This window comes from Thiorhodovibrio frisius (assembly GCF_033954835.1).
In the GTDB taxonomy this organism is placed as follows: Bacteria; Pseudomonadota; Gammaproteobacteria; order Chromatiales; family Chromatiaceae; genus Thiorhodovibrio; species Thiorhodovibrio frisius.
On record NZ_CP121471.1, the window covers coordinates 2881170 to 2903922 of the forward strand.

Sequence of the window (22753 nt, forward strand, 5' to 3'; positions counted from 1 at the left end):
GCAAGCGATGCACGGTCGCCAATTGCTCTGACATCCGCATCTTGATGGAGAGCCAAGTGTTCTCAATGGGTCAATCAATCCTACAGCCGGGGCGGTTCTTCGCTGCGGTCATCCTGTTCATCATGGCGTCGACAGGACTGGCAAAAACGGCGGCAATCCCCTCCTATGATGTCTCAACCGCAGGTATCGCCTCTAACCCATTTCAGGTTTATTTGATTCAGGATGAGTCCAGGACATTGACGATTGATGAGATCGCATCGGGCCGTATCCAAGGTACCCTGACATCCTCCCGATTTCATATAAATTCTACTGACATTAACTATTGGTTTATTTTCACTCTTGAGAACAACTCCAGTGAGCCGGTCAATCGAATTGTGCGATTTGACGAGCCATTTGCCGATCAGGCCAGTATTTACTACCGACAGAGAGGGGCCTGGCATGAGGAATCGGCGGGACTTGCGGTGCCGATTAAGGAGCGTCGCGTCTCTAATCGAAATCCAATCTTCCCAATCACCATTACCCCGGGAGAAGCCAAGACAGTCTATCTGAAGCTTCAGTCCAATGTTGCCAGGATCACCATTGGTTTGTATTGCGACAAGCCGGAAATCTTCCTAAATTGGGAGCTGCTGCAGACAGCTTTTTATATGTTCTATTTTGGCGCCGCCAGCGCCTTAATTGTTTACAATTTATTTTTGTTCTTCGCGCTCAATGAAAGACTCTATCTTTACTATGTTTTGCATGGTCTTGCGTATAGTACCTTTGTGTTTTTTTATAGCGGATTTGATCTTTACCTCGGCATCGATAAGGACCTTCATTTGTTTTGATCTTTCTGATTTTGTTTACCAGAAGGCTACTGCAAACAAAAATCAATTTCCCAAGAATCGATAAAATATTGATCGGTTTTGCCATTGCAGCACTTCTGCTGGGCATTACCAGCTTCCTTGACATCCATTATTATCAATACCTTGCGCCTCTTGGGTTATCAGTCTATCTATTTCTTTTGTTTCTGGGAGTCTATGCCAAGCTGAAGGGCATCACGCTGTCCGGTTACTACCTGTTGAGTATGGCGCTCTATTTTTCCGGGATCATTCTGCTCGCCTTGCTGTTAATGGACTTAATTCCTTACAGCCTATTCGCGCGATATCTTTATATATCCGGCTCCTTGGCTGAATTGACCATTTTCTCCCTGGCATTAGCTTATCGGGTCAAGTTATTGCAGAATCAGAAAACAGGCCTTCAACAACAATTGATCGAAACCGAACGACAAGCAAAGGCGCGTTTGGAAGTGAAGGTGGCTGAACGCACCGAGGCACTCAAACAGGCCAATGAAGAATTGGAACGCATGGCCATGAAGGACGGTCTGACTAGCCTGGCGAATCGGCGCTTTCTCGATCAACGCTTGCGCGAAGAATGGCAAAGATTAAAGCGGGAGCAGGGATTTCTCGCCGTTGTTATATGCGATATCGATTATTTCAAACGGTTCAATGATCACTATGGTCATCAGAGCGGCGACACATGCATCGTCAAGGTCGCGCGGGCGCTGCAGCACGGTCTCCAGCGTCCCGGTGATCTGGCTGGGCGCTATGGGGGCGAGGAATTTTTGATGCTACTGCCAAACACGGATATCCAGGGCGCGGCCATCACCGCCGAAAGGCTCCGCTCAGCCGTCGAGGCGCTGGCGATCAAACACGCGAAATCCGATGTGAGGTATGTGACCATGTCTTTCGGCGTAGCCGCAGCCATACCCCAGGAGGACTGCAGCGCGGAACATCTTGTTTCGCTGGCGGACGAGGCGCTGTATCGTGCCAAGGACCAAGGCCGAAACCGGGTTGTCGTCAGTGAGTGAGTGAATATTTCCTTTCCCGTTAACAAGAAAGCATCGTCTTCAGAAAACATCACCTCAATATCTCGCGAGCCGTGCCATACTTCGCGGCTTTCATTTGATTGCGCTCTTGCATCCGATAAAGCATTTCGGAAACAACTTCAGTCGGGGATCAATAAAGCCCGGATGAAACTTTACTATTGACCAGCTTTTCAAGCTGGGGGACATCAACCTTCATGAGTCAGTCGGGTTATCATTTTCGCCCAACGTGCTCAGCGGTCGATTGGGCTGGAGTCAAGGTTTTGATGGACAGTGCATGAAGCTCGCCGCTCGCGATCTGGTCGCGGACAGTGTCCATCACCAGACGCTGTTTTTTGATGGGCGTCAGCCCTTCAAAAGACTCGCTGACAACAATGGCGTCGAAGTGACTACCGTCGCCACTGACTTGAACCTCGGCGTCTGACAGGCCATTGCGGATGAGTTGCGCCACGGCTTCTGTTTCCATTGGGGCTCCTTGCGGCTTGCTATTGGGAAGCTTGTTGTTGGGTCCAGAGGAAATGCGGCCGGGGCGAGTCTTGTCCAAGGTTCGAACCCGCGCGACGGCCGGCTGAAGCCACCGCACCCCGAGGGAGATCAGCCTTCCAGGGATTCCATGCGAATGCGCACCACGGCGCCCTGCACCGCCTCAAGCGCCTCAATGCGGGCGATGGCACGGTTCATGTCGCCTTCCTTAATGCGATGGGTGAGCATAATCAGGGGCACATGGGTGTCGCCCGCGCCCGGTTCTTTTTGCTGAATGGCCTCGATGCTGATGCCCTCCTCGCCGAGGATACCGGCGATACCTGCCATAACGCCGGGACTGTCGAGCGCGAGCAGGCGCAGATAATACGCCGTCTCGATGGCATCCATCGACAGCACCGGGGTGTCGCTCAGCTCATCCGGCTGGAAGGCGAGATGGGGCACCCGGTTGGTCGGATCGGTGGTCAGAGCGCGCGTGATATCCACCACATCGGCCACTACGGCAGAGGCAGTCGGCAGGGCACCGGCACCGGCACCATAGTAGAGCGTGGGACCGACGGCATCACACTTGACCAGCACCGCGTTCATCACGCCATCGACATTGGCAATCAGCCGCCGATGTGGGATGAGCGTGGGATGGACACGCAGCTCGATGCCGTCCGGGGTGCGCCGGGCGATACCAAGATGCTTGATGCAATAGCCGAGCTTGGCGGCATAGGCGACATCCAGGGGCTCAATGCGGGAGATGCCTTCGGTAAAGGTCTTGTCAAATTGCAGCGGGATGCCGAAGGCGAGCGAACCGAGAATAGTCAGCTTGTGCGCGGCGTCGATGCCTTCGACATCGAAAGTTGGATCGGCCTCGGCGTAGCCGAGTTCTTGCGCCTCGGCCAGCACCTCAGCAAAAGCGCGGCCCTTATCGCGCATCTCGGTCAGGATGAAATTGCCAGTGCCATTGATGATGCCGGCGATCCACTCAACATGGTTGGCGGCCAGACCTTCACGCAGCGCCTTGATGATAGGAATGCCCCCGGCCACGGCAGCCTCGAAGGCGACTGTGACGCCCTTGGCTTGAGCGGCGGCAAAGATCTCGTTGCCATGCAGGGCAATCAGCGCCTTGTTGGCGGTGACCACATGTTTGCCGTTCTCAATAGCCTTGAGCACCAGTTCGCGCGCCGGTGAATAACCGCCGATCAGCTCGATGACGATGTCGATCTCTGGGTCATCGACCACCTTGAAGGCGTCGTCAGAAATCTTGTCGATACGCTCGAGCCCGGAGATGCGGCTCTTGTCGTATTCACGCGCCGCCGCATGGGCGATGCGAATCTCGCGTCCGGCGCGACGGGCGATTTCCTCGGCATTGCCGGTCAGCACGGTGACGGTACCGCCGCCAACTGTACCCAGGCCCAAGAGTCCGATCTTAACGGGCTCCATAGTGTCTCCTCCAGAATCTGTAATGAAAGTGCGCATAGCGCTGGGCGCCGCGCACTCAGGCCACGTTTGCGGTGAATCCGATGCGCGCGTCCTCGCGCAGCATGTGTTTGATGCCTTTCACCGCCTGACGGGTGCGGTGTTCGTTCTCGATCAGCGCGAAACGCACATGATCGTCGCCATAGTCGCCAAAGCCAATACCCGGCGAGACCGCAACTTTCGCATCTTGCAGCAGCTTTTTGGCAAACTCCAGCGAGCCCATCGCCTGATAGGCCTCGGGAATACGCGCCCAGACGAACATGGTCGCGCGCGGTTTCTCGACCGGCCAGCCGGCAGCTTGCAGCCCCTCACAGAGCACGTCGCGCCGACTTTCGTATTGATCGCGGATCTCGGCCACGCAGTCCTGCGAGGACTCGAGCGCATGAATGGCCGCAACCTGAATGGGAGTAAAGGTGCCATAGTCGAGGTAGGACTTGATGCGCGCCAAGGCGGCGATCATGGTCGGATTGCCGCACATAAAGCCAATGCGCCAGCCCGGCATATTGTAGCTTTTTGACATGGAGAAAAACTCCACGGCATAGTCGATTGCACCCGGCACCTGCAAAATGGACGGCGCCTTGTAGCCGTCGAAAACGATGTCAGCATAGGCCAAATCGTGCACGACCCAGATGCCGTGCTCGCGGGCGATGTCGATGACTTTTTCAAAGAAGTCCAGCTCCACACACTGAGTGGTGGGATTGCCGGGGAAGTTGAGCACCAGCATCTTCGGCCGCGGCCAAGAGTCCAAAATCGCGCGCTGGAGCTCCTCGAAAAAGTCCACCTCAGGCGTCAGCTTGACGTGGCGCACATCGGCGCCTGCGATAATAAAGCCATAGGGATGAATCGGATAGGCCGGATTGGGCACCAGCACAGTGTCGCCCGCCGCCATGGTCGCCATGGCCAGATGGGCGAGCCCCTCCTTGCTGCCGATGGTAACAATGGCCTGACTTTCGGGGTCCAGGGTGACAGCGTAGCGATCCTGATACCAGCGGCAGATGGCGCGGCGCAGGCGCGGAATACCGCGCGAGACCGAATAACGATGGGTATCGCGGCGCTGGGCGACCTCGACAAGCTTATCGACAATATGCCGGGGCGTGGGCTGGTCCGGATTGCCCATGCCGAAGTCGATAATATCCTCGCCGCGCGCTCGCGCCGCTGCCTTCAACTCATTGACAATGTTGAAAACATAGGGCGGAAGCCGCTCGATGCGGCTGAAATTGGGCTGGGGCGCGAGCACGGATGTTCCTCTCAAAGATTGGCAAGGGAAACCTTGCAGTTTAGCGCGCCGCGCGGCGGATGCCTATCGCTGAACGCGACGGTGCGCGAGCGGAGCACAGCTGGAGCGGGGTTAGGCAGGGTTGGGCCGGTTTGAGGCACAACCGGATAGCAACTGGAGCAACTCAGGACTCAAGCCAGAAAGTGACGGGACCATCGTTGGTGAGACTCACCTGCATGTCGGCGCCGAATCGTCCGCTTGCCACCGGCTGATGGGTCTGACGTGCGCACTCCAGCAGGTGCGCGAACAGCCGCTCGCCAAGCTCTGGTGGCGCGGCGCTGGTAAAGCTTGCCCGAGTGCCCTTGCGGGTATCGGCCGCCAGAGTGAACTGAGGCACCAGCAGCAGGCCGCCTTTGACATCGCGCAGGCTCAAGTTCATGCGGCCACTGGCATCGGGGAACACACGGTAGCCGAGCAGGCGCTCAAGCAACCGCTCGGCGCGGGATTCGTTATCCTCAGGCTGCACCGCGACCAGCACTAGAAGGCCTTGATCGATAGCGCCAACTAACTCCCCCGCCACCTCAACCCGCGCCTGGGTGACGCGCTGGAGCAGGCCGATCATGCCAACTGTTGGGCGAAGCGATCAGTGGCTGCGATGAGTTCGCGCGCAATGCCGGGCTCAAAGGCCGCGTGACCGGCGTCGGGGATGATCTTGAGTTCAGCCTCGGGCCAGGCCTGGTGCAACTCCCAGGCAGACGCCAGCGGGCAGATGGCGTCGTAGCGACCATGCACGATAACACCGGGAATGCCGCGCACGGCATTGATGTCCCGCAGCAACTGGTCCGATTGCAAGAAGGCGTTGTGCAAAAAGTAATGGCATTCCACGCGCGCTAGGGCGATGGCGAACGCATCGGCGGCAAAGCTGTCGCGCAGTTCGCGATTCGACAGCAGGGTGGCACAGCGCCCCTCCCACAGCGACCAGGCGCGCGCGGCGGCGGTCTGCGCCTCACCCGGCGGACCGAACAGGCGCTCGGCATAGGCGCGCAACAGATCGCCCTGCTCTTCTGGCGCGATGGGCGCGAGATAGTCCTGCCAGTAGTCGGGGAACAGGCGGCTCGCGCCCTGTTGGTAGAACCAGTGAATTTCTTCCGGCCGACAGAGAAAAATCCCGCGCAGCACCAAAGCTGACACGGCCTCTGGGTGCTGCTCGGCATAGGCCAATGCAAGGGTTGAGCCCCAGGAACCGCCAAACACCAACCAGCGCTCCACCCCCAGATGCGCGCGCAGGCGTTCGATATCGGCGACCAGATCCCAGGTGGTATTGGCATCGACACAGGCATGAGGCCGTGAGCGCCCGCAACCGCGCTGATCGAACAGAATGATACGGTAGCGCTCGGGATCGAAAAACTGCCGGTGCGACGCACTACAGCCGGCACCCGGTCCGCCATGCAGAAACAGCGCCGGGTACCCGTTCGGGTTGCCGCACTGCTCGACATAGAGTTCATGCCCGTCGCCGACATCAAGGTATTCAGTCGCATAGGGCTCAATGGCGGGGTAGAAACTGTTTTGCATCGTCATCGCCAAACCCCCGACTCAATTCGCTTTGGTGGTGATATCCGCGTCGGTCGCGGTCTGTCCCGGTTCGGAGCCACGTGCGGCAACCTGTTCAAGAGAGACGCAACGCTCAAGCTCCGAGTCAGCCAGCTCAACCAGTCGCTTCTGCTCTCCGACCAAGGCATCCGGCGGGATTGGAGAGGCCGTCAGCATCTCCGCTGCTGCACGCATATCCTCGCAACGGCTTCGGTCATCTTCGGTTAGAGTGGCACGAAACAGCCGCGCCGAGGCGCCGTAGATGAAGCCAAGTGCCCGATCTGGCGCCTCCCTGCGCGCCGCATCGGCAGCTTTGAGCAATTTGTCGTTCTCGCGCCCGACTCGCGGCTCTCGCGTATTGTCGTCGAGCCGATTGCGCCTTTCACTCAGCGCCAGCAGCAGACCACCATGATAGGCAACCCGACGACTGGTAGCCTGCTCCGAGGCGGACAGACGTAGCGCCTTTTTGTAGTTGCGTTCCGCGCAGTCCAGCAGCTGGCGCATATTCGCATCCCGATCTGATGTTGTGTGCGGCAGCTCAATGGCCTGCCGCAGGCAGTCATCCGCCTGACTGGCATCTTGCTCGGCACGATCAGGCCCGCCCTTGGTCTGCTCGCCGCCGCCAAAAAACCCGGCCAAAAATCCCCCGCCCGAGTTCTCGGCTACGGACCCTGCTGAGTCGCTGCTCGCCGACTCCGTCTGCTCGAGCATCGCCGTTGCCGCCCCTGCCTCAACGCCACCCTGCCCCAAATCTTGGGACGGTGTGGTCTCGCATCCGCTCAAAAGAACCGAAACCGCGAGCAACGCTGGCGGCGCGAAGCATTTCCATCGCGCAGAGCCGCCGGGCGCTCGCTCGAACAGTGCGAAAGGCAGAAACATAAGCTTTGCTCGTGGCATCCCAGAAGGGGCGCTAACATGCAGCCAAGACATGGTCCCCACTGACATCCGACCTGACAAATCCGACCTGACAAATCCGATCAGCCGGATTCTGACCAAAAGAAATCCGCGTGGGGGGATATGCGGGTAGGATCAGGATTGAGGCGCGGAATCGCCAGGACAGTGATCGGTATCGAGAAAGAAAGCGTCGTACCAGGGATAGGCAACCCTGCATTCATACTTCAGCTTTGTGGCATGGGAGTGGCCAACAAAGACAAACCATCCACCACCGATCAGCAGAAACATGATAATAATCAGGAAGTCTTTCATCGGAAGATCCTCGCTTAAGGTTCTGACACCTGAGAAAGCTCTCAGGCATCGGGTAGCACGACAAAATACCACCGGCAATCAAACCGGTAACAAGCACTCAGAAATGTGAACCAGCTCGACAACGCAGACCGGGCCTAACGCCCAAGATTAACCCTTACCCCGATTGCTCGTCCAAGCGATTGCGCATCCGGGCTGATTGTTCATCCAGGCGATTGAACCGGTCCGCAGGTCGATATTTGCCGTTATGTCTTGTGTGTTTTTCGGGAAAGCACTTCCCGCAAGCCATATTGGGGCTCAAAGATAGCCCAGGCATCCATCGGGAGCAAGGCTAGTGTGGCAGTTGCCGACCCAGGCAGACACCAGATAACATATACCGCGCGAATACTACGGCACTCACCAGCATGTCACCCTGCACTCGCTGGTAAATTTCACGCAATGCCCATGCCGGTTCACCGCTGGATCGGCCCGCCCCACTCTGCCGCGACGGACTGAGCCCTGCTGTTGATTGTGACTCCTCTCCTGCTGCCCAAGCGCTTTTTCCCGACCATGGCTCGCGCAAGCTGGGCGAGTCGGCGTCCGTTCCGCCGCATTCTGCTGTGCCTTGCAATGACGGGGGGACTGGCCCACGGGCAGGAAGTCATCGTCAACTCCGATGTCCATCTTGACGCCATCGACCGGAATTTCGCCCGTCTGCTGATCACCATGCGCATGCCGCAATGGCCAGACAAGCGCCCGGTCACCGTCTTCGTGCTCCCGGACAACAATCCCGTTCACGAGTCTTTCGCCAAGCGCGTACTGGAGGTCTATCCCTACCAGCTCAGACGTACCTGGGACCGGCAAGTGTTCTCCGGCACCGGGCAGGCCCCGCGGCAGGTCGCCAATGAGCAGGAAATGATTGAACGCGTCAGTCAAACCGCCGGCGCCGTGGGATATGTCAGCTCGCCGCCGGATACGGACCTGGTCAAGGTTCTGGAGGTCGAGAAATGAGGTTGCGAACACGCGCGATTCTTGCCCCTCTTTTGCTTCTCGCCCCTCTTGTGCTTCTCGCCAGCACCGGGCTTGCCGCCGAGCCGACCAGCGAACCTAAAGCAGGCGTGACGGGATTCGGATTTGGCGAGCGTCTGCAGATCCATGGCTTTGCCAGCCAGGGAGCTGTTCAAAGCAGCGCCAACCGCTATTACGGCGATAGCCCGGAGACTTCCTTCGATTTCACCGAGCTCGGCATCAATGCCTCTTTTCGTGTCAACCCCCGCCTGATGCTCGCGGCGCAAGTCCTGTCGCGACGCGCCGGCGACATGAGCGACGGATCACCAGAGATCGATTTCGCACTGGCCGACATTAACTTGGTCTCGAACGCGCGCTACCGCGCCGGCATGCGGGTCGGCCGGATCAAGAACCGGCTCGGCCTCTACAACGAAACCCGCGATGTCCCTTTTACCCATCCGGGCATCTTTCTCCCTCAAGTGGTGTATTTCGACAAGGTGCGCAACCTGGTGCTGTCAACGGATGGCATTCTGCTCTACGGCGACCTGCACCAACCCTTTGGCACCTTCTCGGCCACTTTGTCGACGGGAAACCCGGTGATTGATGAGAATGTCGAAGCCGCTTACATGAGCGGTGACTTCGATGGCACCCTGGAGAGCGAAAATCATTCCTGGCTGGCCAGCCTGTGGTTTGACTCGGCAACCGAGGCGCTGAAGCTCGGCCTCAGCGGCGCAACCGCCTCAGCGAAATACCATCCAAATTCCAGCGACCCTTTCTCCCTTCAACCCGGCACCATCGATATCATCTACTGGATCGCCTCGGCGCAATACAATGCCGAGCGTTGGAGTCTGACAGCCGAGTACATGGGCGAACCGATGCAATGGCGCGATTTCGGCCCTTGGCGCCCGGATCGCGACGCAACGGCCGAGGGTTACTATGCTCAGGGAACCTACCGTTTCCTGCCTCGATGGCAGCTGATGGCGCGCTACGAGGAGGGTTTCGCCAACCGCGACGATCGCGACGGCAGCCAGCTTGAGCGGGACACCTTCGGCATGGCCCCGGCCAACACGGCCTATTCGCGAATCCTCAGCCTCGGGGTACGCTGGGACATCAACCGGCAGTGGATGCTGCGCGCTGAGTATTCACGCCATATCGGAAATTTCATTCTATCCGAGATCGAGAACCCCGATTTCTCCCAGTTTGAGAAACACTGGAATGTGTTTGCAATTCAGGCAGCTTTCCGCTTCTAGACGGTGGACAGCAGCTTGAGCCCACCGCGCAGCATTCCGTCCAGTCCGCGAAAGTTCTTCCTTGGGCTGCGTTGGAAGGTGGTTCTCGGCATCAGCCTGACGCTAATTCCGCTCGTTGCCTTCCTGACCCTCTACGCCCGCGCGAGCTTGCTCGATCAGTTCCAACAGACCCAAAGCCGCCTGCGTGGCCATCAGAGCAACCACTTCCGGACGCTGGTGCGCGAGCGCTATCAGCAGATGTCGCGGCTTGCCAACATGGTGCCCGCATTGGCCTCGTTGGAGGACCAAGGCGTCGCGCCAGCAGATCGCATGACCGACCCCGGCGAGCGCTTGCACCTGGCACTCGAAAGCATCGGCAGCCTGCTCGATTTGGAATGGGATATCCGCTCCGTCCACTGGCTGGCCCTCGGCGAGGCGCCGGTCGCACTCTGGCTAACCGACAGCGAACCCTTGCCAGATGCCTTGATCGCAGCCATCAACAAGACTCCCGAGCAGCTCACCGAGCAGCTGCAATGCGACGCTTCCCACTGCCGTCAGTACATCAGCTCCCCGATCCTCTGGCACGGAGAGACCGCCGGCACCCTGGTCCTCGGACGCGCCCTGGGAAGCATTCTGCTGACCTTCAAGCAACTAACCGGCGCCAACCTGGCCATCGCGACCCCCATCACCACGCTGGACCCGGATTCATCGGCACAGGCCACGACACTGCGTTTTCAGGGAGCCACCGAGCCCGACATCATTCTGCCGCTACTCGAATCCCAGCCCACCGAGGCCTTGCTCGCCAGTAGTTCCGAGACGCCTCTCGCAGTGCACTTTGGCACGCACTGGTATGAGATTTTCCACATCGACACCAGCGACGCCGGGCTCACCGCCTTCGTCATCAACCGCACCACGGACGAGCGACTCGGCATCCGCGCCATCGCACGCAACAGCTTGCTGATCGGCCTGATCGGGCTGCTGCTCGCCGAGGTACTGTTGCTGCTCATCCTGCGCGGCCCGGTCGAGCGCATTCGCGCCCTCTCCAACCTGCTGCCGCTGCTGGCCGAAAACCGCTTCGACGCGCTCGCTGAGCGCCTGCCGAGCACTAGCGGGCGCCTGCGCTGGCGCGATGAAATCGACACCAACGTCGAGGTCATCGGCACGCTCAACCAGCGCATGGCCATCATGCAGACCGAACGCGAAGCCGTCCAGCGCGAGCTGCATTGGCTGGCCGATCACGACCCCCTGACCAGTTTGCTCAACCGGCGCCGGTTTGATCAGGAAATCGCGTTTGCCATTGAGCACGCCGACCAGACCGGCACCCAGGGCGCGCTGCTGTTCATCGATCTGGATAACTTTAAGGACGTCAACGACACCAGTGGCCATCAGGCGGGTGACCGGCTGATCAAGCGAATCGCCAAAAAGCTGGCCGCGATTGTCACTCCGCGCGGGCGCATCGGGCGATTTGGCGGCGATGAATTCGCGGTACTGATCAACCCCGCCGATGAGACCGAACTCATCAGTTTGGTCAAGGATATCCAACACCAGATCCGTTCAACCAGCGTGCGCGCCGGCAGCCATCGCCATCAGGTCTCGGCCAGCATTGGGATCGTCCTCTTTCCCAGGCACGGAAAAGACACACAGACACTGATGGCAAATGCCGATCTGGCCATGTACCAGGCCAAATCGAAACAACACCGCGGCCACTGGCATCTGTATTCCGATACCGATATGGCAAGGGCGGCAGCCAATGCGCGCGTGCTCTGGACCCGCGAAATCGGCAAAGCATTGGATGAAAGCCGTTTCCAGCTCTATTTTCAGCCCATTATGGCGCTGCCCGAGGGGCGCATCTGGCGCGCCGAGACACTACTGCGTCTGCCGCTGAGCGATGGGCGCATCGCCAATCCAGCCGAGTTCATCCCGGTCGCCGAGCGCACTGGCCTGATCAATGCCATTGACCGCTGGGTGATGGCCGCAGCCATCGGGGTCCTGGCCGCTCACCCACAGCTATCGCTGGCCATCAATCTATCCGCCAAGGCCCTGGCCGATCCCACACTGGATGGCGAGCTGATGCAACTCTTGCAGTCCTCGGGCATCAATCCGCAACGCCTGACACTGGAGATTACAGAGACAGTGGCCATTGACAACATCGATGCTGCGGTGGTGCGCATGAACGCTCTTCGCGCACTTGGCTGTCGCTTCGCGCTCGACGACTTTGGTAGCGGTTTTGCGTCCTATGCCTACCTGAAACAGCTTCCGGTGGACGATGTAAAAATCGACGGCAGCTTTATTCGCGATCTCGCTGACAACACCGAAGATCGCATTTTCGTCAAATCCGCCGCTGACATGGCACACGCCATGGGCAAAAAAGTTATCGCCGAGTTTGTCGAGTCACAGGCCATCATTGATGTCCTCAACGAACTTGGCGTCGACTTCGCCCAGGGCTATTTTATCGGTCGCCCAGTACCCGAACTGCCAGCGACGCCGGATGACCCAGGTTGAAACCAACGCCCATCGGGCCAGAAAATTGAAAATTGCCACCACCAACCAAATCTCTCCGGGCGAAAGAACACCAACACAAGAGAGCACACTCATGACGGAAGACTGGATCGAGGGACAGGTCGTCGGCCTGCGCCACTGGAGCGACAACTTATACAGCCTGAAGATCGACGCCCCGTTGCAGTCGTTTGTCGCAGGCCAGTACATCAAACTGGCGCTTGATATTGATGAGAAACGCGTCGGCCGACCCTACTCCCTGGTCAACGCACCAGAGGAGCGCCCTCTAGAGATTTACTTCAACGAGGTGCCGGATGGACCGCTCAGCCCACGCCTATCCGATCTCGCAATCGGCGACAGGCTATGGGTCTCGGCCAAGGCCGGTGGTGTCTTCACCATGGACAACGTCGTCTCACGCCGCCATCTGTGGATGCTCGCCACCGGCACCGCGCTTGGTGTCTATCTGTCGCTGCTGAAAACCCCGGAGCCATGGGAGAGGTTCGAGCGCGTAATCCTGATCCAGGGCGCCCGCCACAGCGGCGAACTGACGTATCCAGAAACCATCGCCAAACTTAAAGACCAGTTCGGCGAGCGCTTTACTTTCATCTCCACCCTGACGCGCGAACAGCAACCCGGCCCGTCGCTTCAGGGGCGCATCACCTCACTACTCGAGCAAGGCGCACTAGAGCAGGCAGCCGATGCCAAGATCAGCGCCAAGGACAGCCACCTGATGCTGTGCGGCAATTCCGCCATGATCAAAGAAGTCCGCGCCTGGTTGGAAGCCAAGGGACTGCATCGGCACAAACGCACCGAACCCGGGCATTACACGACCGAGCAGTACCACTAACCCTCATCGACCCACAGCGGCCGATAACGGCGCGCGCTGTGCGTTGCAGGTCACCGCGCTACCCGCTTGCCCAGCCGCCGCCTCTTGAGCTTCGCGCGGCATCGGTTCATGATGCCCCGATGCCGGATCCGCGCCTTATTCTCTACCACAAGCAGCCGATTAGCGCGCGCACGCGCTTTCTACAACTGCCCGATCATACGGTATGCGCCTTCGCCGCCCTGCCTGCAACAACCACCCTGGCCGAACGGACAAGCGACCAAAGCAACCTGATCTCGCATCCCGCTTTCTTGCTGCGCGCAGCAGAAAACCGCCTCGCCTTGCCACAGGACTCGCTAGAAGCCGAACCCGGCTATCGCTGCCTATTGCACTCACCCGAAGGCATCATTGAGGTATTTCTTGCCCGTTTCACCGCTATCGACCCGCCCTGCACTGCGGCAGAAACCATCGGCGGCACCTTCATTGATTTGACCCAAGCGCGCGGCCTGCCCCGCGTCGAACTCGAACTACTCAGACTCGCCTACGAGCGGATTCTCGGTTAGTCGGCAAATACCAAAAATCGCGTCCTTATCGAGTCAGGTCGGACTTCTGGGACCAAGGGGCACTGCAACTGGTGCTGAGCACATAATCAAATCGGAGGATGTTGCATGAAAGCGCGTGACTGTTTGCTCCTAATGCTAACTTGTGTGGCGTTCGCAGCCAACGCCGCCGGGACGCTGCTGCAAGGCATCGATCAGACCGCTGTCTGGAATCATCCCGACGACTTGTTTGCCCCGTCCGAATTGACGCTTGAATTTAAAACGGCCATCAAACCAGACTCGCTGATCGTGAAAACAGCCTCGCCAAACGGAATGGATTACCTTGTTCTGTATGAAAAACTCGAGGTCGCCGGCAGATTGCCTGTCGATTTTTCCGGTAGCGACTGTATCGAAGGCGACGAGATTGCCGCATCCTGTTTTCTGCAAGCGGGTCAGCATGACTTTGACGCCGACGGTCTTCCTGAGATTGTCCTGGTGCTCGGAGATGGATTAATCAATCTTCAAGTCAACATTGTTGCGTATCACCCCCCAGCGCGACCAGCCGATGCCATGCGCTCGGAGAATTGGGAGTTGATCGGAAATTTCAGCGGCCAAACCAAAGCGATCATAGATGGCCAATCCATTCTGCTGCCATTTGGCAGTCAGGGTTTAGAGGAAAAGAAAACCTTGATTGATGGCAAGTTTATAAACGCAAGCTAACTACCCCGGCCATAAGGCCAGAGCTGTATTTCTATCAGTATCCGTAGACCGACCACTGGTATACCAATCCCAAACTGATTTTCGGTATAACAAACCCGGAGCATGAAACTGCTTTTTCACGGTAAGACACTGCACGCAGTCTACTTGACCGCCTTCCTCCTGGCGCTGGCCTTAGGTCTGCTGAGCGGGTACGGACGCTTGTTGGTCTGGTTTTTTCTCCCGGGAATTCAGGGCATGATATTTGGGGGCGTGCTCGGGAGCACCCTTGGAAGCCTGCTGGCCCGCCGCAGACTGGATGAGCTGAGTTTTTCACGGCGCCTTTCTCTGGTGGCCGGCCTGCTGCTCGCCTTTTACGGTGGGCAAATGCTGATTCCCGCTTTCGTCCTGGAAGGATGGGACCCTTTCTTTCTGATCGGGTCCATCCTTGAAGGCAGTTTCCGGGAAGTGATGACCGGCGGTTCCGTGCACAGCTTCACCATGCAGCAGGGCCCTCTGACGCCCCCTTGGTGGATCTTTTTCCAGCTCTTGGACGCCCTGTTCTTTTTCTTGTCCGCGCTCATCGGCTTGGGCGTGGGCCTGGGACGAAGCAAAACGCCCCGCTCTCCCTGGGTGCCAGTCAGTCTCTTGACCTGCCTGTTGCTGGTCGTTCTGGGCAGCACCCGAACAGTGCAGGCATTCCACGCCGAGCTGCTCAAAGATTGGCATATCGAGCGCATATCCAACGAGCAATACCTGGCTTGGCGGGACCAATGGGCAACTGCCAGCCTGAGGCCCGATGCCGTGGAGCGCTTCCTTGAAAAAACAGCTGCTGTTTCGGTAGAGCGCTCGCCCCAACTGGCGGTCCTACGCGGTCTTGGAGAACTGCGCATGGGCCGAAGGGAAGCCGCAGGAGCCGAGTTCTCCCGAGCCCGAGAGGCAACCCAGGGGCGCGCCGATCCCCTACCCCTGGACCGATTCCGCCGCATTGGCCCGCAACCCTTCCTTAAGCACCTCGATCAACTGGAGCGCGAGCTGGGTGCCCTCCCGGTTGCGCCAGACTCGTCGGGGCCGCCGGCTTTATCGCCAATGTGCCTTCCAAAGCCCGGAGAGCTATTTCCCTTCGAATCAGTTTTGCTAAATTGCCGCAAGCGCACCTGAATCGTCGCTAGGTCGGTCCACAGTCGCATGAGTGAGCGCCAATTCCATATCCCGCCTGCGCGAATTTCCTGCCTCAGCAGCCATCTACACCTTTGCCGTCTAAACTTGTTAAGGGAGCGACCAAGGGGTCAAGACCAACGGCTCAACAGGGCTTCAAGCAGACGGACTTTCAATTTCCGTGGACTGAAAACCCATCGATCACCGCATCAATTTCACCCCACAGCATAGGAGGCGATATGCAGCTCAAAGTTCTTGCATTTGTGCTCGCCGGAGGCGAGGGAAAGCGACTCTATCCACTGACCCATGACCGTGCCAAGCCGGCCGTGCCCTTTGGTGGAAAGTACCGAATTGTCGACTTCGTGCTCAGCAATCTGGTCAATTCCGGGATTTACTCCATTTACGTGCTGACGCAGTTTCGCAGCCAGTCCCTGCAGCAGCACCTAGCCGATGGGTGGCAGTTCGGTGGCATTCTCAAAAATGAGTTCTTGATACCAGTGCCGGCCCAAATGCGCGCCGAGGGCAAGGAGTGGTACCGAGGCACCGCTGATGCCATGCACCAAAATCTCAACCTCATCGAGCAATCCGCCCCGGATATCGTCGTTGTCTTTGGTGCGGATCATATCTACCGGATGAACATTCGGGAAATGATCGAGTATCACCAGCGCAAGCAGGCCGATGTCACCATCGCGGCCTTGCCCACGGACAAGAAATTCGCCAAGGACTTCGGCGTCATCGAGGCCGACCAGAGCGGGCGCATCATCGGATTCCACGAGAAGAACGCCGATGCCCCGACCATTCCCGGCGATCCGAACCGCGTCTATGCCTCCATGGGCAACTATGTCTTCAGCACGGATAGGCTCTTGAAGATGATCGAGGAGGACCACGAAGATCCCACCAGCACCCTTGATTTCGGGAAAGACATCCTACCCAAGGCCATCGGTCAGGCCGAGATGTTTGCCTACAATTTCAACAGGAACAAAATCCCCGGCGAGGAACCTGACAAGATTCCTTACTGGCGTGATGTCGGCACCCTTGATGCCTTTTATGACGCCAATATGGATATTCGCGCCATTTCACCCGAACTCAATCTGTTCAACCGCGAATGGCCACTGCGCACCGCGAGCTATCCCGACCCACCGGCGAAGTTTGTGTTTGACGACGAAAATCGTCGCGGACAGGCGATTGATTCGGTCGTCTCCGGGGGCTGCATCATCTCTGGCGGTCTCGTCAGGGACTCCGTTCTCGGTCGGCACGTTTTTGTGCATGCGGGATGCCAGATCGAGGGCTGCGTCATCTTCGACAACTGCGATATTGGACGCCACTCGAAGCTGCGCCGCTGTATTCTGCAAAAAAACGTGCGTATTCCAGATGGCTCCGTCATTGGCTACGATCATGAGGAAGACAGGAAGCACTACCATGTGAGCGACAGCGGCATTGTCGTGGTCGAGGGAAGCCGCACGCCGATTCCGATTTCAACGATCACAGTCTGAGGCGCGAAAACGCTCGGCGAGCACTTCCAGCTGGGTTGCCGTCGCCCATGACATTGTGCGCATGCGTTTCTGCGGACTCGACCAGTACCCTGCTGGTACTGGTCGCCGCTGTCGCCAGAAAAGTCACGAGCATCGAAATCCAGGGGATCCGAGACAAGCGTAGGAGAATTGATCGAAATCGCCAATGGCGCCACAGTCAGCCGACACAGCCGCCGAAATAGATCTAAACTCAAGGCAGCAAAATATTCTCATATCGTTCTGGGGTCCCCAAATGAGCACGCTCGAATCACTCAAGGAAACCGTCAAGCGCGAACTGCCCGCGTGGCTCGAATCCGACCCGGCTTTTCGCGAGGCCATTCACTTCTAAATCCGCAACAGAAACGGCAAAGCGACGATCACCAGGCCAATCCCGCTGCTGATCAGGGTTACCAGCGCGATGAACTGGTGATCATGGCGCTTTAGCATGGTGTCAAAACGCTGATCCATTTGCTCGAAGCGCTTGTCGATCTGCTCCAAGCGCTTGTCGACCTGCTCGAAGCGCTTATCAACCTGCTCGAAGCGCTTGTCCATGTCCTCGCGCATTTCCTCAAAGCGCTTGTCGACCCGCTCAAAGCCTTCCCGCATCAACTCCCGCTGATGCTTCAGTTCCTCCTCCACCCGCACCATGCGCTCGCGCAGTTCGATCTCATAAACCACCGGGGGCTTTCCGAGGCTCTGCTCCGCTAGCCAGGTGGCGATATGCTCCTTCACAAAGGCGCCAATGCGGTCAAAATCTTCTTCGGCAAGGGCCATGGGTTGGTCTCCGGTGGTGCGGCATTTGAGGGCGAATACTGCGAAGTTTAGCCGAATCAGGTCAACCGATGGAACACGCGCGCGAGCGCGGTTGCATGGGTGCCGGCCAGACAGCATGGCGAACGGAGTGCGCGCCGCCCCGCGCGCGGGCTAAAGTGGCGCGCGCTGCATGGCCATGAACCAACCTCGCGGTTGTTGCTTGTTCGGGCCGCCCTCCGGCGACAACCGTCTTACTCGGTTTCCGGCGCGGAACCAACAATAGGCATATCCTCGAAAATCTCCGCGAAGGGCAGTTCAAGTTCCAGCGAGGCCAACCGGCAGCTGCCTTCAGCCGGCAGGCAGTCGCGCAAGTGCCAATCGCCCTGATCGGTGCGATGGTAGACCTCCAACCGGCGTGCGCCAATGTCCACCACCACGTACTCGCGCAGCGACGGCAACAGGCGATACGCCGAAGCCTTCGCACCACGGTCAAAGGCCTCGGTCCGCGCCGAGAGCACCTCAATAATCAAACGCGGATGCTCCAGACTAAGCGCTGCGGCATGATCACGGGCATCGCAAGAAACCATCACATCCGGATAAAAAAACGCATCCGCCGCCGCCACCCGCAGCTTCATGTCCGCGACATAGGTCCGGCAAGGGCCGCCACGCAAGCGCTGCTTGAGCGCCGCGGCAAGATTCAACGAAACCAAAACATGCTCCTGCCGCGCCCCTACCATGGCAAATGCCTCACCTTGAAAATACTCATGCTTCTCCGGCTGCTCCTCCTCCCAGGCAAGATACGCCTCAGCGTGGAAAGGTAACTGTTCAGCAAGTGCGGACATGGAAGGGATCTCCACCAACAAAGATTCAAAAAGCGCATGAGTTCAGGGGCTAAACGAACCGGCCCAAGGGCTACCCATCTGCGGGGACTTGACAGGTATCGTAACCATTTTGCATCAGCGCATGCACCAGATTGCACATTTAAGAGAAGAATTCTTTGGGGGCAAGCGTAGCGCCGCGACGGAAGAAAGCGGCATGATTTTATGGATCTGGGAGATTTTTTAGCCGGCACAGCCGACGAAATAGACCTAAACTCAGGGCAGAAAAAAATTCTCATATCGTTCTGGGGTCCCCGAATGAGCACGCTCGAATCACTCAAGGAAACCGTCAAGCGCGAACTGCCCGCGTGGCTCGAATCCGACCCGGCTTTTCGCGAGGCCATTCTCGCACTGACCAATCATCGCTACAGCCCACGCGCGGAAACCAACGACTGGTTCCATCAGACGCTGGAGGAAATGCGCCGCGTCGAGGTGCTCAATGTCTGCGAATACGACGACGATGGCGAGTACGTGCCAGTTGTTCGTCAATATGCTCGCAAGTTAACTTGCTCTTGCATTCCACGGCGATCAAAGCCCCCTCGTTGACGACCAAAAGATCAATCTCCAACGCCTCACCATTGCGCTTGGCCGACACCCCTGGATAGACAGCGTGCACCTCGATACCCTGGCCACGAAACAGGCGCACCACCGCAGGCGCCACCAAATGCTCGACGAATTCGCCGAGCCGATTACCTAGATCGCCCAGGTTTTTCGACAGTCGCTTGACCAAGAGGTCGGTTTCCTGAAATCGGCGGTCGGTTTCTTTTGCCGATTCTTTCATGAGACGATCAGTCTCCTGAAAGCGGCGATCAGTTTCCTGAAACAGTCGCCACACATCGTCCAAGGTGGGATTAGCTTGGCTCACGAGAATCCTCCGCTGGGAGTTTCATCGGAACAGTATAACCTACCGCAAATCCGAAGAAGTCTCCGGCTAGCGTGTGGAAGAACCGCTGAAGCGTTGATGCGCACATCAAAAAAGATTCTTCTTGCAGCCGCTCACCGGCAAACGCCAATGCCGCCTGAATGTCCTCCCGCGTCACGTCGTATTCCGCCGCATTCTCCTAGCCGAGAGGAGACGGGCGTTTCTTGCTTGTTTCGAGGGTAAGGATTCAGCGAATGCGGCCCCGCTTTTCTCTCACGCATACTTTTGTTGGGTTTGCGCCCGTATTTTTTATCTTTTATATTGAATACAGTAATCCTACGTGAGGTTGCGAGTATGACCCAAACCACAACGATGACGGTGCGCCTTAACGCGACGCTCAGTGAGTTCGTCGCGGCGAACGTGAGCGATGATGGCGCCTACGAGAATGTTAGCGAGTATATGCGTGACCTGATCCGACGCGACATGGAGCGCAAGCAGCAAGCGGCATTCGAGCGGCTCAAGACCGAGCTAGTTCACGCATTCTCCGGGCCTGAAACGGCCTATAGGCCCTTGTCAGCAGCGGATGTGATCGCACGCAACACCCGCCGTGACCTGAAAGGCACCTGAGCGATGCCCACCGTGCGCATCCAAGAGGCGGCATCCTGGCGACTGGATGAGATCTATCGCTACACGCGAGACAAATGGGGCGAGGCGCAAGCAAATCGCTACATCAACGGGCTGTTCGAGACATTCGAGAACATTGATGCACATGGAGTAAATTCGAAACCCGTCCCTGCGGACTTCGGGGTCGACGGATTTTTCTTTCGCTATGAGCGACACTTCGTTTACTGGAAGAGGCTGTCGAACGGCGATGTTGGTATCGTAACCATTTTGCATCAGCGCATGCACCAGATTGCGCATTTAAGAGAAGAATTCTTTGGGGGGCAAGCGTAGCGCCGCGACGGAAGAAAGCGGCATGATTTTATGGATCTGGGAGATTTGTCAGCCGGCACAGCAGCCGAAATAGACCTAAACTCAAGGCAGCAAAATATTCTCATATCGTTCTGGAGTCCCCGAATGAGCACGCTCGAATCACTCAAGGAAACCGTCAAGCGCGAACTGCCCGTGTGGCTCGAATCCGACCCGGCTTTTCGCGAGGCCATTCTCGCGCTGACCAATCATCGCTACAGCCCACGCGCGGAAACCAGCGACTGGTTCCATCAGACGCTGGAGGAAATGCGCCGCGAGCGCGAGCGCCAGGATGCACTGTGGCGCAAAAATGACGAACGCCTGGAGCGCGAACACCTGGAGGCCGAACGCAAATGGGAAGCCAACCAAGCCGAGCTGGCGGCCCTGCGCGAAGAGCAAAACCGCAAATGGGAAGAGCAAAACCGCAAGTGGGACGCCAATCAGGCAGAACTCAAAGCCCTGCATGAAGAAAGCCTGGCGCTGGGCAAACGCCTTGACCGCAGCATCGGCTCCCTGGGCGCGCGCTGGGGGCTGCGCTCAGAAAAAGCCTTTCGTGATGCGCTTGCCGGAATTCTGGAGAAGACCTTCGGCGTCGAGGTGCTCAATGTCTGCGAATACGATGACGATGGCGAGGTCTTCGGTCGCCCCGACCAGATTGAACTCGACGTTATCATCCGCAACGGCCTGCTGATTATGTGCGAACTCACGTCCTCAATCGACAAAGCAGGCATCTACAGCTTCGAGCGCAAGGCTCGATTCTACGAGCGGCGCCATGACCGTCAGGCGAATCGGCTGATCGTCATCTCCCCGATGATCGACAGCCGCGCCATAGATGTCGCCAAGCGTCTGGGGATTGAAACCTACGGCGAACCTGAGGAGGTCTCGAACGAGGCGTGACGCGCTTGATACCCAAACCAACTGGCAACCACCCAGCCGGAACAATCGTTCGGTGAACGCCCAAGGCTTTGCACTTATCAGCAAAACGGTTCCGCACGTCGCAGAAGGCCAGTTCGCCAGCGATCACGCACACCGACGCACCGCGCTTGCACAGTGCCACCCGCGCAGCGAAGTGGGCACGCACCTGCGCAACCAGATGTCCTACCACATACTTGGAGAAGGCAACATGGCTTACACCTATGAAGACATGCAACGCGAAGCCCGCGAATGGCTCAAGGGTTACCTGCCCCAACTCGATCCCAAGGAACGCCTAGAGGGGCTTGATCCCGACGACGTACTGAAGCGGTTTGACCCAGAAACACGCCTAAAAGGACTCGACCCCGATCTCATCGAAGCCTGGCTAAACAAACAACGCCGGGATCACTGATTCGCGCGCCATCACGCAGGCGATTGAGCCGATTACCCAGATCGCCAAGGTTTTACGACAGCCGCCTGACCAAGCGGTCGGTTTCCATAATTTGACGGTCGGATTCCTGAAATCGGCGACCGGATTACTGCGCCGACACTTTCATAAGACGATCAGTTTCCTGTGCTGGGGGGGAGACTTGCCTCTTTTGTGAGGAGATATCCAATTTCGCCCGCCTTTTTGTTCAGGCCCCTCGACGTTGTTTTCTCAACGGCGCCAGCAATCTCCAGCCGTCTCGCCGCTAGTTGCGGGGTTGGGGTCAATGCCCTTCTGCCCCCATTGATTGATGGTCAGGGTGCCGCATTTGTCCTTCACCTGCACCCCTTGAGGCACCGCATTGATCTCGAAGACCGAACCATCATCATTATCTACGCGGACAAAATTGTATCGTTCCCCCATGCTCCCCTCTGCCGCGCAACCCGAGTCCAGTAAATCTGAATCATCATTGTCGCTTGGAGCTGAAGCATAGCTGGCCTGACCGGTGAATCGCCTCTCCATTCGATTTGCCATTTCAAGCAAACATGCCGATGCATTTGCTCGCCACGACTTGAGCACATACTCTTGGTAGGAGGGATAAGCGATTGCGGAGAGGATGCCGACGATGGCGACTGTGATCATTAACTCGATCAGGGTAAAGCCCTGCCAATGGCGGAGGTTTTGCATAACCGTTCC

Annotated in this window: 25 protein-coding genes; 14 read left to right on the plus strand and 11 right to left on the minus strand. The window is 57.9% G+C overall.

Translation table 11 applies throughout. The features are described 5' to 3' along the window. The first annotated feature begins 44 nt into the window (after positions 1-44). Together Thiofri_RS13250 and Thiofri_RS13255 are read left to right on the plus strand one after the other, a co-directional pair. On the plus strand, positions 45-824 hold the full coding sequence (locus Thiofri_RS13250; RefSeq protein ID WP_040854615.1) for a 7TMR-DISMED2 domain-containing protein: 780 nt from the start codon (positions 45-47) through the stop codon (positions 822-824). After that, a complete protein-coding gene (locus tag Thiofri_RS13255; RefSeq protein ID WP_009147264.1) occupies positions 821-1846 on the plus strand; it encodes a GGDEF domain-containing protein in 1026 nt (341 codons plus the stop codon). The genes Thiofri_RS13250 and Thiofri_RS13255 overlap by 4 nt, the downstream gene beginning before the upstream one ends. 229 nt (positions 1847-2075) lie before the next feature. Here Thiofri_RS13255 and Thiofri_RS13260 read toward each other — a convergent pair whose 3' ends face one another. From Thiofri_RS13260 to Thiofri_RS13290, 7 genes are all read right to left on the minus strand, one after another. Continuing rightward, positions 2076-2327, minus strand: coding sequence for a BolA family protein (locus Thiofri_RS13260; protein WP_009147263.1), 252 nt, complete (start codon positions 2325-2327; stop codon positions 2076-2078). A gap of 128 nt (positions 2328-2455) precedes the next feature. Then, entirely contained in the window at positions 2456-3772 is a 1317-nt protein-coding gene (locus Thiofri_RS13265) for a homoserine dehydrogenase (RefSeq protein ID WP_009147262.1), read from the minus strand. 55 nt (positions 3773-3827) lie between these two features. Further along, on the minus strand, positions 3828-5045 hold the full coding sequence (gene alaC / locus Thiofri_RS13270; protein WP_009147261.1) for an alanine transaminase: 1218 nt from the start codon (positions 5043-5045) through the stop codon (positions 3828-3830). Positions 5046-5208: 163 nt separating this feature from the next. Further along, positions 5209-5646 (minus strand): D-aminoacyl-tRNA deacylase, encoded by a 438-nt coding sequence (dtd, locus tag Thiofri_RS13275; protein WP_009147260.1) that lies wholly within the window; start codon positions 5644-5646, stop codon positions 5209-5211. Further along, positions 5643-6602, minus strand: a complete 960-nt coding sequence (gene pip / locus Thiofri_RS13280) for a prolyl aminopeptidase (RefSeq protein WP_009147259.1) — start codon at positions 6600-6602, stop codon at positions 5643-5645. Before pip ends, dtd begins: the two co-directional genes overlap by 4 nt. Before the next feature lie 15 nt (positions 6603-6617). Further along, entirely contained in the window at positions 6618-7325 is a 708-nt protein-coding gene (locus tag Thiofri_RS13285; RefSeq protein WP_143741779.1) for a hypothetical protein, read from the minus strand. Between the two features lie 318 nt (positions 7326-7643). Continuing rightward, positions 7644-7820 (minus strand): hypothetical protein, encoded by a 177-nt coding sequence (locus tag Thiofri_RS13290; protein ID WP_009147257.1) that lies wholly within the window; start codon positions 7818-7820, stop codon positions 7644-7646. Between the two features lie 507 nt (positions 7821-8327). Here Thiofri_RS13290 and Thiofri_RS13295 point away from each other — a divergent pair. From Thiofri_RS13295 to glgC, 8 genes are all read left to right on the plus strand, one after another. Beyond that, entirely contained in the window at positions 8328-8807 is a 480-nt protein-coding gene (locus Thiofri_RS13295; RefSeq protein WP_223296694.1) for a hypothetical protein, read from the plus strand. Continuing rightward, on the plus strand, positions 8804-10054 hold the full coding sequence (locus Thiofri_RS13300) for a TonB-dependent receptor (RefSeq protein ID WP_009147255.1): 1251 nt from the start codon (positions 8804-8806) through the stop codon (positions 10052-10054). Before Thiofri_RS13295 ends, Thiofri_RS13300 begins: the two co-directional genes overlap by 4 nt. Positions 10055-10069: 15 nt before the next feature. Then, a complete protein-coding gene (locus Thiofri_RS13305; RefSeq protein WP_009147254.1) occupies positions 10070-12535 on the plus strand; it encodes a bifunctional diguanylate cyclase/phosphodiesterase in 2466 nt (821 codons plus the stop codon). Between the two features lie 91 nt (positions 12536-12626). Next, the gene (locus Thiofri_RS13310) at positions 12627-13376 is read left to right on the plus strand and encodes a ferredoxin--NADP reductase (RefSeq protein WP_040855100.1); all 750 of its coding nucleotides are present in this window, start codon (positions 12627-12629) and stop codon (positions 13374-13376) included. A 119-nt stretch (positions 13377-13495) separates the two neighbouring features. Next, a complete protein-coding gene (locus tag Thiofri_RS13315) occupies positions 13496-13915 on the plus strand; it encodes a hypothetical protein (protein WP_009147252.1) in 420 nt (139 codons plus the stop codon). Between the two features lie 105 nt (positions 13916-14020). Beyond that, entirely contained in the window at positions 14021-14611 is a 591-nt protein-coding gene (locus Thiofri_RS13320) for a hypothetical protein (RefSeq protein WP_009147251.1), read from the plus strand. A gap of 102 nt (positions 14612-14713) precedes the next feature. Further along, positions 14714-15748 carry a hypothetical protein gene (locus Thiofri_RS13325; RefSeq protein WP_009147250.1) on the plus strand — a complete coding sequence of 345 codons (1035 nt, stop codon included), beginning with the start codon at positions 14714-14716 and terminating at the stop codon, positions 15746-15748. A 236-nt stretch (positions 15749-15984) separates the two neighbouring features. Further along, positions 15985-17238, plus strand: a complete 1254-nt coding sequence (gene glgC, locus Thiofri_RS13330; protein ID WP_009147249.1) for a glucose-1-phosphate adenylyltransferase — start codon at positions 15985-15987, stop codon at positions 17236-17238. 363 nt (positions 17239-17601) lie between these two features. Here glgC and Thiofri_RS13335 read toward each other — a convergent pair whose 3' ends face one another. The 3 genes from Thiofri_RS13335 to Thiofri_RS13345 form a co-directional block, all read right to left on the minus strand. Further along, positions 17602-18030 (minus strand): hypothetical protein, encoded by a 429-nt coding sequence (locus Thiofri_RS13335; protein ID WP_009147247.1) that lies wholly within the window; start codon positions 18028-18030, stop codon positions 17602-17604. Between the two features lie 230 nt (positions 18031-18260). Beyond that, positions 18261-18851, minus strand: a complete 591-nt coding sequence (locus tag Thiofri_RS13340; protein ID WP_009147246.1) for a Uma2 family endonuclease — start codon at positions 18849-18851, stop codon at positions 18261-18263. Positions 18852-19323: 472 nt separating this feature from the next. After that, a complete protein-coding gene (locus Thiofri_RS13345; RefSeq protein WP_009147244.1) occupies positions 19324-19752 on the minus strand; it encodes a hypothetical protein in 429 nt (142 codons plus the stop codon). A 351-nt stretch (positions 19753-20103) separates the two neighbouring features. Here Thiofri_RS13345 and Thiofri_RS13350 point away from each other — a divergent pair, with 351 nt between their 5' ends. From Thiofri_RS13350 to Thiofri_RS13365, 4 genes are all read left to right on the plus strand, one after another. After that, positions 20104-20376, plus strand: a complete 273-nt coding sequence (locus Thiofri_RS13350) for a ribbon-helix-helix domain-containing protein (protein ID WP_009147243.1) — start codon at positions 20104-20106, stop codon at positions 20374-20376. Positions 20377-20379: 3 nt separating this feature from the next. After that, on the plus strand, positions 20380-20703 hold the full coding sequence (locus tag Thiofri_RS13355) for a type II toxin-antitoxin system RelE/ParE family toxin (protein WP_009147242.1): 324 nt from the start codon (positions 20380-20382) through the stop codon (positions 20701-20703). Between the two features lie 123 nt (positions 20704-20826). Next, the gene (locus Thiofri_RS13360; protein WP_009147241.1) at positions 20827-21615 is read left to right on the plus strand and encodes a PD-(D/E)XK nuclease family protein; all 789 of its coding nucleotides are present in this window, start codon (positions 20827-20829) and stop codon (positions 21613-21615) included. Between the two features lie 226 nt (positions 21616-21841). Further along, a complete protein-coding gene (locus Thiofri_RS13365) occupies positions 21842-22042 on the plus strand; it encodes a hypothetical protein (protein WP_040855098.1) in 201 nt (66 codons plus the stop codon). Positions 22043-22288: 246 nt separating this feature from the next. Here Thiofri_RS13365 and Thiofri_RS13370 read toward each other — a convergent pair whose 3' ends face one another. After that, positions 22289-22744, minus strand: coding sequence for a type IV pilin protein (locus Thiofri_RS13370; protein WP_009147239.1), 456 nt, complete (start codon positions 22742-22744; stop codon positions 22289-22291). Between the last annotated feature and the right edge of the window lie 9 nt (positions 22745-22753).